Origin of the sequence: Brevibacillus sedimenti, from assembly GCF_020923495.1 — a bacterium.
Lineage (GTDB): Bacteria > Bacillota > Bacilli > Brevibacillales > Brevibacillaceae > Brevibacillus > Brevibacillus aydinogluensis.
Window position 1 is genome coordinate 184,310 of the sequence record NZ_CP064048.1, and the last position, 13,171, is coordinate 197,480.

13 protein-coding genes are annotated in these 13,171 nt (G+C 60.0%); 3 read left to right on the forward strand and 10 right to left on the reverse strand.

Annotated elements, in window-relative coordinates; translation table 11 throughout:
* Positions 1-11 precede the first annotated feature (11 nt).
* From sat to IRT44_RS01025, 7 genes are all read right to left on the reverse strand, one after another.
* Positions 12-1,154 (reverse strand): sulfate adenylyltransferase, encoded by a 1,143-nt coding sequence (gene sat / locus IRT44_RS00995; RefSeq protein ID WP_171567505.1) that lies wholly within the window; start codon positions 1,152-1,154, stop codon positions 12-14.
* 6 nt (positions 1,155-1,160) lie between these two features.
* Positions 1,161-1,904: a phosphoadenylyl-sulfate reductase gene (locus IRT44_RS01000; protein ID WP_230077286.1), complete on the reverse strand. Its 744-nt coding sequence runs from the start codon at positions 1,902-1,904 to the stop codon at positions 1,161-1,163.
* A complete protein-coding gene (cobA, locus tag IRT44_RS01005) occupies positions 1,888-3,387 on the reverse strand; it encodes a uroporphyrinogen-III C-methyltransferase (RefSeq protein ID WP_230077287.1) in 1,500 nt (499 codons plus the stop codon). Before cobA ends, IRT44_RS01000 begins: the two co-directional genes overlap by 17 nt.
* A gap of 107 nt (positions 3,388-3,494) precedes the next feature.
* Complete coding sequence (locus IRT44_RS01010) at positions 3,495-3,728, reverse strand: DUF3906 family protein (protein ID WP_171567502.1); 234 nt, start codon at positions 3,726-3,728, stop codon at positions 3,495-3,497.
* Positions 3,729-3,750: 22 nt separating this feature from the next.
* Positions 3,751-5,367: a nitrite/sulfite reductase gene (locus IRT44_RS01015; protein ID WP_171567501.1), complete on the reverse strand. Its 1,617-nt coding sequence runs from the start codon at positions 5,365-5,367 to the stop codon at positions 3,751-3,753.
* A complete protein-coding gene (locus IRT44_RS01020) occupies positions 5,351-6,142 on the reverse strand; it encodes a sirohydrochlorin chelatase (protein ID WP_230077288.1) in 792 nt (263 codons plus the stop codon). Before IRT44_RS01020 ends, IRT44_RS01015 begins: the two co-directional genes overlap by 17 nt.
* 273 nt (positions 6,143-6,415) lie before the next feature.
* Positions 6,416-7,192 carry an inositol monophosphatase family protein gene (locus IRT44_RS01025; protein WP_171567499.1) on the reverse strand — a complete coding sequence of 259 codons (777 nt, stop codon included), beginning with the start codon at positions 7,190-7,192 and terminating at the stop codon, positions 6,416-6,418.
* Between the two features lie 204 nt (positions 7,193-7,396).
* Between IRT44_RS01025 and IRT44_RS01030 the strand changes: the two genes are divergently transcribed.
* Entirely contained in the window at positions 7,397-7,774 is a 378-nt protein-coding gene (locus IRT44_RS01030) for a hypothetical protein (RefSeq protein ID WP_171567498.1), read from the forward strand.
* 76 nt (positions 7,775-7,850) lie between these two features.
* Here IRT44_RS01030 and IRT44_RS01035 read toward each other — a convergent pair whose 3' ends face one another.
* The gene (locus IRT44_RS01035) at positions 7,851-8,321 is read right to left on the reverse strand and encodes a PaaI family thioesterase (protein ID WP_212133579.1); all 471 of its coding nucleotides are present in this window, start codon (positions 8,319-8,321) and stop codon (positions 7,851-7,853) included.
* Between the two features lie 204 nt (positions 8,322-8,525).
* On the opposite strand from IRT44_RS01035, the gene ilvD reads away from it, so the two are divergent.
* Positions 8,526-10,202, forward strand: a complete 1,677-nt coding sequence (gene ilvD, locus IRT44_RS01040; RefSeq protein WP_268255200.1) for a dihydroxy-acid dehydratase — start codon at positions 8,526-8,528, stop codon at positions 10,200-10,202.
* A 52-nt stretch (positions 10,203-10,254) separates the two neighbouring features.
* Here the strand turns inward: ilvD and menC are convergent, their stop codons facing one another.
* Together menC and IRT44_RS01050 are read right to left on the reverse strand one after the other, a co-directional pair.
* The gene (gene menC, locus IRT44_RS01045; RefSeq protein WP_171567496.1) at positions 10,255-11,370 is read right to left on the reverse strand and encodes an o-succinylbenzoate synthase; all 1,116 of its coding nucleotides are present in this window, start codon (positions 11,368-11,370) and stop codon (positions 10,255-10,257) included.
* Between the two features lie 160 nt (positions 11,371-11,530).
* A complete protein-coding gene (locus IRT44_RS01050; protein ID WP_171567495.1) occupies positions 11,531-12,034 on the reverse strand; it encodes a C40 family peptidase in 504 nt (167 codons plus the stop codon).
* Positions 12,035-12,497: 463 nt separating this feature from the next.
* Between IRT44_RS01050 and trmB the strand changes: the two genes are divergently transcribed.
* Positions 12,498-13,142 (forward strand): tRNA (guanosine(46)-N7)-methyltransferase TrmB, encoded by a 645-nt coding sequence (trmB, locus tag IRT44_RS01055; protein ID WP_230077289.1) that lies wholly within the window; start codon positions 12,498-12,500, stop codon positions 13,140-13,142.
* Positions 13,143-13,171 lie beyond the last annotated feature (29 nt).

Consider the following 13,171-nt stretch of genomic DNA (forward strand, 5'->3'; position numbering starts at 1 on the left):
CCTCCCCTCTGTCAGACGGACAGCGCCTGCAGTCCTTCGATCAGGACCTTGGCGACTTCCGGACGGCTGAACTCCGGCGGCGGCGCTTCTCCGCGGGAGAGCATCTCCCGCACCTTGGTGCCGGACAACGCCACATGATGTTCTGCTCCGTGCGGGCAGGTCTTGCTGGAGGCCATGCTGCCGCAGGCACGGCAGTAGAAGCTGTTTTCAAAGAACAGCGGCGTAATGCCCAGTTCTTCCGGCGTGAAGTTCAGAAAGATGCGCTGCGCGTCGTACGTGCCGTAGTAATTCCCTACACCGGCATGATCCCGGCCGACGATAAAGTGGGTGCAGCCGTAGTTTTTTCGCACCATCGCGTGAAAGATCGCCTCGCGCGGTCCAGCGTACCGCATTGCGGCGGGAAACACGGCGAGCTGCACGCGTTCAGGCGGATAGTAGTGGCGCAGCAGCACCTGGTAACTCTCCATGCGGACGACGGCAGGGATGTCATCCGCCTTTGTCTCGCCGACCAGCGGATGGAGGAGCAGGCCGTCGACGATTTCCAATGCCGACTTTTGGATGTACTCGTGCGCACGGTGAACGGGATTGCGCGTCTGGAAGCCGACCACGGTCTTCCAGCCCCGCTCGGCAAACCGCTTTCTGGTCTCGGCCGGGTCAAGGGTATGAGCGGCGAACACGCCTTTGTCAGGCCGTTTCACCAGTGTAATCGGACCGCCGAGATACACATTCGGACGCTCCAGCAGCTTTTTTACCCCCGGGTGTTTGATTTCGTCGGTGCCGTACACCTGACGGGCTTCCACCTGTTTGTCCGGACGGTAGATATCGCGCACTTCCAAGAGGCCGTATACGGTTCCTTGGTGCGACAGCCGCACGGAATCGCCGACCTTCAGTCCGGCCGCATCCTCTTCCGCAACGGGCAGCGTGACGGGAATGCTCCACACCAGCCCGTTGGCAAGCCGCATCCGCTCTACGACCGATTCATAATCCCCCCGCTCCATAAAGCCGGTGAGCGGGCTGTACGCCCCGATGGCTATCAACTCCAGGTCGGCCAGCGCAAACGCATCCAGTTCCACCTCGCGCACTGCCAGCGTGAGGTCTGCTTCCGGATTGAACCGGTTGATCAGTGTGCCGCCGTGTGGTTGGCTTGTTGTCATGGTTCTTCACTCCTTTGGATTCGATCGAGTTGCCGAAGCGGGCGCGACGTGCAGGCCGCATTCCGTCTTGCCCGTATTGGCCCAGCGGCCTGCACGCGCATCCTCGCCTTCCCGAACCGCGCGCGTACAGGGAGCGCATCCGATGCTCGGGTATCCCTGGTCGTGCAGCGGATTGTACGGCAGGTCAAACGTGCGGATATACAGCCATACCTCCTCCCACGTCCAGTGAATCAGCGGACACACCTTGAGCGAACGGAAGCGATCGTCACGGTTGATGTATTGGACGTGGGCCCGCGTCGGCGACTGTTCCCGCCGCAGACCGGACAACCAGGCGACCGCCCCCTCCAGCACTGACGCCAACGGCTCCACCTTGCGCAGGTGACAGCACTGGTCGGGCTGCCGCTCCCACAGCGCCTCCCCGTAAGCGGCCGCCTGTTCGGCCAAGGAAAGCGCCGGTTCCTTGATCGTGATCTTCAACGTTGGGAAGCGCTCCCGGACCCGTTTGATCAGGTCGTACGTTTCGGCAAAATGAAGATGGGTGTCGAGGAAAAAAACGGAAGCATCCGGCTTCACCTTGCTGATCAGGTCAAGCAGCACGATGCCTTCCGCGCCAAAGCTGCAGGCGTACACGAGGTCATCGCCGAACGTGCCGTACGCCCACTTGATCACGTCCAGCGCGTCTTTGCCCTCCATCTCCCGGTTGACCTTGACGAGCTCGGCATCCGTCACCGATTCATAATTCCAGTTCATATGCCTCCTCCTTGTTCGTTGACCGAACTGCTCTCACGACGCACGCTGCTCCCCGCTCACATGACACTGCCTGCCTCCAGCCCATGGAACGGGCACGGGCAGCCGTCTCTTCACCGACACAGAGCAGCGGCTGATTCTGCCACTCTTCCCCGGCAAACTGCGCCAGCGCCTCCAGATGGTACGGATCATCCGCAGCCAGCCAGTCAAATCGCCGGGCCCGCAGCAGCGGGGCAGCAGGATGGGTGTCGACCCATGACAGCCGGCCTGCGGAAGCCGTGCGCCAAACCACCCCGTCGGCAGACGCAGCGATCCCGCTCGGTCCGCCGCTCAGGCACAGCCCCCGGTCTCCCTGGTCGAGCGGCAGGTTTTGGGAGACGGCGGCAAGCGGTTCGTCTGCGGCAAACAGCCGCTCTGCCGGCAACCCCCGGCTTTCGAGCGCCTGGGCAGTCCGCTCGCCGCGTGCAGCAATCCGAGCCTTGATCCGGCGAAGATCGATCCGCCGTTCGCGAAGCGTGCGAAAAAAGAAGTCCACCTGCCGCTCGTCGGCAAATACCAGCCACCGGCATGCCAGAAGCTCATCGGTCAGGCGTTCCGCGTCTGCATCAGCCTCCGCTGCCCGCGCTTCGACTGCCACCGGCAGGACGTCGGCCCCCAGCGATTCCAACTCCGCCAACAAACGGTCTTCCTGCTCCGGATCGCCGGCGGCCGCGGCCACCGTCAAGCCGAACAGCGGCTTTGTTTCGTACCACTCGAGTGTATCGCGCAGTCTGACCACCTCGCCGATGACGATGATCGCCGGCGCGTGAAACTTCGCCTCCGCCGCCTGCCGATCGATGGTGGAGAGCGGACCGACCAGCGTCTGCTGCACGCTGAGCGTGCCCCAACGCACCATTGCAACCGGCGTATCGGCCGGTTTGCCGTGCGCCAGCAGGCGCTCCCGGATGTGCGGCAAGTTTTTAACGCCCATGTAAATCACCAGCGTTTCCATCGCGGCCAGCGCCGCCCAGTCCAACTCCCTGCCCGCGTTTTGCTCGCACTGATGGCCGGTGAGAAACGCTACTGCCGAGTTGTACTCCCGGTGCGTCAGCGGAATCCCCGCGTACAGCGGAGCTGCCACGCCCGAAGTGATGCCAGGCACGATCTCAAACGGAATCCCTGCCTGCCGGCACACTTCCGCCTCCTCGCCAACCCGACCGAAAATGCTCGGATCGCCGCCTTTCAGCCTGACGACCAGGCTGCCCTGCTGCGCTTCCCGTACGAGCAGCCGGTTTATTTCCTCCTGGGGAAGCGAGTGACGATCCGCTTCCTTGCCGACGTAGATCAGCCGGACGTCTGGTTTGGCGTGGGCGAGCAGCAGCGGATTGGCCAGCCGGTCGTACACGACCACATCCGCCCGTTTGATCGCCTCCTTGCCTTTAATCGTGAGCAGCTTGGGATCACCCGGGCCAGCCCCCACAAACATGACGCTGCCTGTCTTTTTCATCAACCGCCCTCCTAGCTGTACCCGTTCCTTGTCTGACGCGGCAAGGCGCGCCGCTGATCACTGCTCCCTCAAAACGCGGCGGGCCGCAACCGCCGCGCCTTTGCCTGTCAAAACTGCGCCGTTTCAATCACATAGCCCACGCCCTGCCGCCCCAACGGCTTTTTTTCCACCAGGCTGAGCTGTTTGATCTGCGGCGGCGCCACCGTGTGCCGGAGAATGTTGTTCTCCGCTGCGCTAAACGCCCGTTCGTCCGACTGTGCGACAACCACGATCGTCAACAGCCGGTCCGCCAGCTCCGCTTCCAATTTGTACAAAAACGTTTCCGCTTGCTCTTCCGCCATCTCGTCTCCTCCTCGGCACCGCTTACGCTGTCTGCAAAATCTCGTCCACCTGCCGCTGAATCGCCTCGATGCCGACGCGTTCCACGTAACGCCAGTACGGCTCCCCTTCCAGCCGCTCGTTCTTGTAGGCGGTGATGAGCTGTGCCAGGAACGGTCCCAGTTTGTCGGCGGTAATGCGCGCCTTCAGCTTTTGGTTAAAACGGGGGTCCTCCAGCGTGCCGCCGACGTGGACGTCAAAGGCGTCAACCATGCCCTCCGGCGTTTTCACCAATGCCCCTTGCAGACCGATGTCGGCGATCTGCCGCTGGCCGCACGAGTTGGGACACCCCACCATGTGGATGCGCAGCGGTGTATCCAGCGGCACGGTCGCATCCAGGTACTCCGCCAGCGCCCGCATCCGTTCCTTGGTCTCCACGATCGCCAGGTTGCAGTATTCGATCCCCGTGCAGGAGACGGCATACCCGACAAACGTGTTGGGCTCCAGCTTGAACCGGTTGACCACGATCGGCTCAGCCCGGAACGCCTCCACTTTTTCCGCCGGAATGTTGCGGATCAGCACGTTTTGCGTGTTGCAGGTGCCAATCGTTCCGTCGCCGTACTCGTCCGCCAGCCGGGCCAGTTCCAGCAGTTCATCCGCGTTCATGCGGCCGATGGGCACCGACAGCCCAGCGTAGTAAAAGCCTTTCTGCCGCTGCTCGTGAATGCCGTAAAAGTAACCGGCGTTCCAGCCCTTCAGCAGGTCTTCTCCTCTCGTCTCCAGTTCGCCGGTCAGCTTCAGCAGCTCTTCCTTGAACCGCTCCGCTCCCCAGTCGGCGACCAGGAACTTGAGCCGGGCATGGGTCCGTTTGTACCGGTAACCGTAGTCGCGGAACAGCGTGGTGACGCCGGCCGCCACCTTGACCACCTCTTCCGGGCGGACGAAGACATCCAACTGCTGCGCCAGGTACGGTTTGGCCGACAGGCCGCCGCCGACCCAGACGTGGAAGCCGATCACCTCTTCTCCACCGATCGTCTTTTTCGCCGGGGTAAACGCCAGGTCGTTGATTTGCGCGTGAGCCGCATTGTACACGTTGGCCGAGATCGACATCTTGTACTTGCGCGGCAGGTTGGAAAAATCCCGATTGAGCAAAAAGAATTGCTCCAATTCTTTGACGATCGGACGCGTGTCAATCACTTCATGCGGATCGATGCCGGCGAGCGGGTTGCCCATGATCGTCCGCGGACAGTCGCCGCACGCTTCAAACGAGGAAAGACCAACGGCGCCCAGCCGTTCGAAGATGTCGGCGAGCGACTCCACCGTCAGCCAGTGAAATTGAATGGCCTGCCGCGTCGTCACATCTACGAGATCGCGGCCGTAATCGCGGGCGATGCCGGCCAGCACACGGGCCTGTTCACTGGTCAAAATCCCGCCGGGAATGCGCACCCGCATCATGAAATAGCCTTCTTTGGGCCGTTGTTGGTAGACGCCCGCCCACTTGAACCGGTCGAAATCGGATGCTTCGATGGAGTCGTACCCCTGCTTGGAATAGGTGTTGATAATTGTCTCGATCACGTCCAACCCGTCTTTTTCCAGCTTGGTCAGCTCCACTTTGTTCAGATTGGGATCATCCGCCCATTTCCATTTACGTTGCTTGGCCATCGCCAATCACGCTCCTTTGCGTTTGATAGTCCAACAAAAACGCCGTCTTTGCCGACTGTACGATCCATTCGCCAATCAGCGGGTGAGGCAGATACGCGCTGCCGTCGTACCGGTAGGACACCCCTGCCAGCCGCTCCGGCAGAGCACGGCCGGTAAAATACCCCTGGCTGACAAACAGCGGCAGCACGACCAGCTCCCCGCAGGATGCAAGCTGCCGGGCGCGGGTCGCGACCGTATCCGGCCGCAGCGTGGCATAGCCCGCGGCAGAGAAGTAAAAGCGGTTTTGCAGGCGGAACGTCAAGCGGTGCAAAAGGCGCTCCCAGCGTTCCCGATACCCTGGCAGGTCGCTACCGTGTCCGACGAGCAGGAGCGCTTCGCGGTGAGGATCGACGGACAGAGCCCGCAGCCGCTCGCAGACGATCTGCTCCACCAGCGGATGGTCCTCCAGCGGCTGACACCAGAGAAACCGAGCCCGCGTGGCGACAGGCTTGACGTTTGGCGTTATGGCATCCGGCTCCAGCCCGAGCATCCCCCTGATTTCGCTGACGTGGGTGCTCCCGGCGGTGACAAACAGCGGCACGGCGGCGATCGTTTCCACCCCTGCCCGCTCCAGACGCTCTACCTCATCGGCAATGCCACGCCCCTCCACCCCGTCCAAGTAGGCGACTCGAATCAACATCTGGCGGCAGTAGGGACGGACCGCTTCTTCCACCCGTTCCATCCAATGAGGGTCGGGCGAGCCGTGGGCGATGACCAGCACGGCCGCATCGGTCATGCAAATCCCCCTTTCTCAATGATGTATAATTCCTATATAGTTACTTGGAATTATAGTGTCATTCGTTCCGGCCGTCAACAAAAAAAGACCGGGCATGCATGGCCCAACGCGAACGGCACCGCATGCTTTGTTCGCAGAAGCCTATACACACACGGCGTTTTGTCACAACCATTCAACACTTTACCGGCCGGCAGCCGATTCCCGATCGTCTCCATGAATCCGCCGCCCTGTTCAGCTTTTTCTTTTGCGCACCTAGTAGCTGATCAGCGCCGCCTATCCGCCAATCAAACCGCATATCCGCTCGTGAATCCGGCCGTTGCTGGCCACCAGCGATGGGAAATGATCAGCGCTGAACGACGCGTGCCGGTACGGGTTCCCTTCCCAATCGGTTATGATCGCCCCCGCCTCTTGGGCAATCAGGATGCCGGCGGCCACATCCATGATGCCGGAGCGCTGCATGACGATGTAGTCCAGCCATCCGTTTGCCAGGAGACACCAGTCCAGGGCGGGAGCGATGTTGCGCATCAGCCGCTTGGTGTTCAGCGCGAACGGACGGGTAAACGCCCACTCTTCCTCCTTGGTCACCGTGTTGCGGCCGCGAATGTACGTGCCGACCGCTCTCGTCAAATCGTCCCGCTCGTTGACGGCGAGTCGTCTGCCGTTTAAAAACGCCCCGTTGCCCTTTTCCGCCCAAAACATCTGGCCGGCCACCGGGTTGTACACCACTCCCAGCACGACTTCGCCCCTGTGCTGCAGGGCGATCGAGACGGAGAAGTAGGGAAAGCCGATAAAGTAATTGTTGGTGCCGTCCAGCGGGTCGACGATCCAGAGGTATTCCTCGTCGCCCTCCACCATGCCGATCTCTTCGGAATAGATCGCATGTCCGGGAAGATGACGGCGCAGCACCTCGATGATGCGCCGTTCGCTCTCCTTGTCTTCCGGCAGCTTGACGTCGTTGTGCAGTTCCTCATCGGGCACGAGACGCTCCAAAAACCGCTCCTGCAAATACGCGCCCGCCTGGCTTGCGGCTTCCTTGGCAATGTCCAGCATGATGCTCCATCTCCTTTTCTCTGTCCTCATCCATGGTTTTCCCTTGCGCTTCTCCCGGTTTTTTTCCTATGATTAAGAGACACCCGTTTTCGAGGCCCCAACAGCCGCTTGGCGGTCGCCTTTGCGCCCGCGCAAGCCAATATCGGGCGGAATCCCGTTCCCTGCTTACAAGACGGGTCCTTCTGCCGCAGGAGGGGAAACCACATGAACAACGATTTTATTCGTCTGAAAAATCTGGAAGGCGAACTGAAGCTGACCCAGATGAACAAAAACCTGGGCTGCTCCGTCACCAGCAAAGAACTGGTATTTCAAAAGCCGCACATGACCTACCACCTGTTTTTGCATGACATCGTCAGCATGGTGCCGGTAAAGCTGGACAGCTCACCGATCTCCTTTCGTCGCCAAAACGAAGTCATTCAATCCGCGTTTGGCTCCGATTACTACAAGCTGTCCGTAAAGTGGGCCCGCATCGTCACCCGCTCGGGCGTCGTCGAACGGGAAAACATGGAGTTCATCGTCCCGCTCTCTGCCAAAATGCTGTCGTACATCGCCCAATACAGCGGGCTCGTGGCGATCACGTAACGTAAAACACCTCTATGCCGCCCCGGCGTGCCCAGGGATGCTTCGTTTTTCGCGGCCCGCTTTCGCCTGCATGTCCCTACCGTTTCAGGACGATGAACGTGCCGGTGCCGTGAGCGATCAGCCGGTCCTGTTCGTCGTACACGCTGCCCTGCATCACGACCAGCGTCTGCCCGCGATGCAGAAAACTGGCTTCCGCACGCAGCCGCTGCCCTTTGCCCGGACGCAGGTAGTTGGTCTTCAGTTCGGTCGTCACCGCGTACCGGTCGGGGGGCAGGCTGCGGTTGATCAGGGAACCCATCGCCGAGTCAATCAGCGTCGCCAGGATGCCGCCGTGAACGACGCCCAGCGAGTTGTGCATGAACGGCGTCAGCGGCACATCAAAACGGTACGTGTTTGCATCGACAAATTCGCCCTTCAAGCCGAGAAATCCGGACAGAAAGGCGCTGTTCCGCTCCCGCCGCTGCCGGATGGCCTGCAGGGCCAGTTCCAGTATCTGCCGCTCCTCGTCACTCCCTTCTTCCCAGATCGCTTTCCACTCTTCGTTCATCTCTGTTCACTCCACGCAAAAATAGCATTCACTTCCTTATTCTAAAACAACGCCGACGCGATTTCACGTTCCGCTTTTTCACCCGCGCTGAGCAGCCGTCTTTCTGAGCGAATGTTCAGACTCTTACGGTTGTTTGTACTTGTGAAAAAGTGATAAGATAGTTCAAAACACGGCAGGTTTTTGACTGGAAAGGAGTTTTTCTTAGTGGTCAAACGTAGAAGCGACATGATCAAGAAAGGCTTTGACCGCGCCCCCCACCGCAGTCTGCTGCGCGCGGCCGGAGTAAAAGAAGAGGATTTTGACAAACCGTTTATCGCCATCTGCAACTCGTACATCGACATCATTCCCGGCCATGTGCACCTGCAGGAGTTTGGCCAGCTCGTCAAGGAAGCCGTGCGGGAGGCGGGCGGCGTACCGTTTGAATTCAACACGATCGGCGTGGACGACGGCATCGCCATGGGACACATTGGCATGCGGTACTCCCTGCCCAGCCGGGAAATTATCGCCGACAGCCTGGAGACGGTCGTCTCCGCTCACTGGTTTGACGGCATGATCTGCATTCCCAACTGCGACAAGATCACACCCGGCATGATGATGGGCGCGCTGCGGGTCAACATTCCCACCATTTTTGTCACCGGCGGCCCGATGAGAGCAGGTAAAACCAGCGATGGCCGCTCCATCTCGCTCTCGTCCGTCTTTGAAGGCGTCGGCGCCTACCAGGCCGGCCTGATCGACGACAAGCAGCTGGAAGAACTGGAGCAGTACGGCTGTCCGTCCTGCGGCTCCTGTTCCGGGATGTTTACGGCCAACTCGATGAACTGTCTGGCGGAAGTCCTGGGCCTCGCGCTCCCCGGAAACGGCACGATTCTCGCCGTCTCGCCGGAGCGCCGGGAACTGGTCAAAGCGTCAGCGAAAAAGCTGATGGAGCTGATCGAACGCGACATCAAACCGCGCGACATCGTCACGCTGGAAGCGATCGACGACGCGTTCGCGCTGGACATGGCGATGGGCGGCTCCACCAACACGGTGCTGCACACGCTCGCCATCGCGCAGGAAGCGGGCATCGAGTACCCGATCGAGCGCATCAACGAAGTGGCCAAACGCGTCCCGCACCTGTGCAAGCTGGCCCCCGCTTCCGACTACCACATCGAGGACTGCCACAACGCGGGCGGCGTATCGGCCATCCTGAAGGAAATCGCCAAAAAGCCCGGGACGCTGCACCTGGAGCGCATCACCGTCACCGGCAAGACACTGGGGGAAAACATCGCCGAGGCGGAGATCAAGGACGACAAGGTCATCCGCCGTTTGGACAACCCGTACAGCGAGTCGGGCGGCCTCTCCGTCCTGTTCGGCAATTTGGCGCCGCAGGGCGCAATCATCAAGACGGGCGGCGTGGACCCGTCGATCAAGCGGCACGAGGGACCGGCCATTTGTTTCGACTCGCAGGATGAAGCGTTGGCCGGCATCGCGGGCGGCAAGATCAAGCCGGGCCACGTGGTCGTCATCCGCTACGAAGGCCCCAAGGGCGGCCCCGGCATGCCTGAAATGCTGGCGCCGACCTCCCAGATCGTCGGCATGGGGCTGGGCAAAGAAGTGGCCCTCATCACCGACGGCCGATTCTCCGGCGCCTCCCGCGGCATCAGCATCGGCCACGTCTCGCCGGAAGCGGCGGAAGGCGGACCGCTCGCCTTCGTCCAGGACGGGGACATCATCAGCATCGACCTGGAGGAGCGCTCCATCCACCTGCATGTCTCTCCCGAGGAACTGGAGCGCCGCCGAGCCAACTGGAACGGCTTCGAGCCAAAGGTAAAAACCGGCTACCTGGCCCGCTACTCCAAGCTGGTGACCAACGCCAGCCAGGGCGGCGTGCTGAAAATCTGATTTCGGTCCAAAACAACACGGGCACCTCACAAAGAGGTGCCCGTACGTTTGATCAAGATCTCGTCAGCACACGGACCGCCGTCGTGTACTTGTCCAACAGCTCCGGCACCGGCGCAAATCCGATCCCCGGCGCCTCGGGAACGGCGATCGTGCCGTCGGCGGCCACTTCCACCCAGGGGTCGATGATGTCTTCCTGCCAGTAGCGCGACGAGCCCGCCGTGTCGCCAGGCAGCGTAAAATTGGGCAGGGTGGTTACGGCGATGTTGTGCGCCCGGCCGATGCCCGATTCCAGCATACCCCCGCACCAGAGCGGAATCCCCTTTTCCACGCAGAGGTCGTGAATCCGTTTCGCCTCCGACAGTCCGCCGACGCGGCCCACCTTCATGTTGATGATCCGCGTGCTGCCCAGTTCAATCGCTTTGCGCGCATCCTCGTACGAGTGGATGCTTTCGTCCAGACAGATCGGCGTCTTCAGCTCCCGCTGCAGCTTGGCGTGGTCGATGATGTCGTCGTGGGCCAGCGGCTGTTCGATCATCATCAGATCAAACTCGTCCAACTGCTTCAGCACGTCCACGTCGTTCAGGGTGTAGGCGGAGTTGGCGTCGGCCATCATCGGAATGTCGCCGAATCGCTGGCGCAGCGCGCGGATCACCTCCACGTCCCTGCCCGGCGCAATCTTGATTTTCATCCGGCGGTAGCCCAGCTCCAGGTATTTCTCCACGTTGCGGAACAAATCGTTGATGTCCGCCTCGATCCCCAGGCTGACGCCCACCTCGATCCTGTCCTTGGTGCCGCCCAGCGCTCGGGCCAGCGGAATCCCCTGCTGTTTGGCGTACAAGTCCCAGTACGCGCCTTCGAGAGCGGATTTGGCCATGTTGTTGCGGCGAATCGGGGCAAACAGGCGCCCCACCTCGTCGGGATGGGCGATCTCCCCGTATTCAAACAGCATCGGCACGAGGAAATCCTCCATCATGTGCCATGCCGTTCCCACCGTCTCCTCGCTGTAGAGCGGTTTGCCGGAAACGACGCACTCCCCGTAGCCGACAAAATCCTTGGTGTGAACCTCCACCAGGATAAAATCGCGGATGATCTCGGTGCCAAAGCTGGTTTGAAACGGCGCTTTTAACTGCATGCTCATCTTGCGGAGCACGATCTTTTCGGCGTTCATGCTACCAGACTTCCTTTCCCCCAGTGGTATTTGACAGCCTGCTGGTGATTGCACTCTCTTTATACCACAGGGAGGTCTGGCGGGGAATCATTCAATTTCAAATTTTCCAAAATCAGACGACTTGTTGTTATGACCGCATCATTATTTCCCGATTCGGTTGTTACAGGACGCGGCGAGCCGTAACGAAGCGTTTCTCCCACGACGTGCCGCGGAATTTAGTATACGTCACGCCCGGTTTGCCGTAGGTATGCAGCAGTTTGTTGTCGCCGGCGTAGATCGCCACATGCGTGATATAGGTGGATGTCGGTTTGCTGCCGGACGAGCGGAAGAAGACCAGATCGCCCTTTTTCAAGCTGCTCTTGGATACTTTGACCCCGACTTTCGCCTGCGAACGGGACGTGCGCGGCAGGCTGATTCCCAGCGCTTCACGGTAGACGCGCTGAACAAACGACGAGCAGTCAAACGTGCGCGTCGTGCTGCTTTTCGAGCCGAATTTATACGGCGTGCCGAGATATTTGGTACCCACTTGAATGACTTTATCCGCCCGGGATTGGGTCCATTTTGCCTCAGCCACACCGTGGTTGCCGGGAAGTGGAGCCACCACCCCGGTGACGCCGAGGGCTGTACCCAACAAAATGGCGACAAGCGTTTTGCGAAGTTTCATGCTGTTTCCCCTCCCTTGTTGCAAAATCCTTGTTGAAAAATCGATCGCCGATTTCACGCTTGTCCTCTACTCTACCATCGCGTCACCGGTTGATAATTGTCAAATTCCTGGCAATTCCGCCGATCGTGGCTGTCAGCTATTTCTACTTGACACTGTCGTTCCCATAGCGGCGGGGAATCCTGCTTCCTTTTTTCATTCCCGTTTTCCAAAAACTGCTACCCCTGTATGCCAATTTTGTCCAGCGTAATCTTCATTTGTTCAACCGCCATACGGCTTTTGTCCCGGATGATTCCCAACACATTCCATATTGATCGCAGAATTACTGGAACTATTTGTAAGACGCCTGTCTGCCTGGATGAATGCTTGCAACCTGGACCGACTCGTCGTACAGTATATAGGAGCTTGTCATGGGCAGCGTGCTGAGAAAGCGCGCGTGTCGGGTAAAGAGGAGGTTCATGTTTTCATGCGACTGCGCAACATCCCTGGGGCCGAAGAGGCCCTGCGCGAATATCCCACGTTTGTGGACTTCCCGGACTCCTATCGCGGCAAATGGAGCGAGCGGTTTGGCAACGACCGTCCCATTCATGTGGAAATTGGCTGTGGCAAAGGGCGGTTTATCAACACGCTGGCCGAAAAACATCCGGACATCAACTTCATCGCCGTGGAATTGAAGGCGGAGGTAATCCTGCGCGCCGCCCAGCGGACGGAGAAGCGGGCAATCCCCAATCTGGCCTTTGTCCAGTACAATGCGGCAAACCTGTCTGACCTGTTCGCACCGGGCGAAGTGTCACGCATCTACCTCAACTTCAGCGATCCCTGGCCGAAGAAGCGGCACGCCAAACGGCGCCTCACCCACGCCAACTTTCTGATGGGGTACAAACAGGTGCTGAAGCCGTACGGAGAGATTCACCTGAAAACGGACAACGAACAGTTGTTTGAGTTCTCGCTCAACCAATTTTCGGACCAGCGTTTTCAGCTGCGCCACATCACATTTGACCTGCACCATTCGCCATTTGCCGAGGACAATGTGATGACCGAGTACGAGGAGCGCTTCTCCTCGCGCGGACAGCGCATCTACCGGATGGAAGCCATTTACCTGCCGGAGTAGCACGCGCCGGCAGCCGACAATCAGAAACA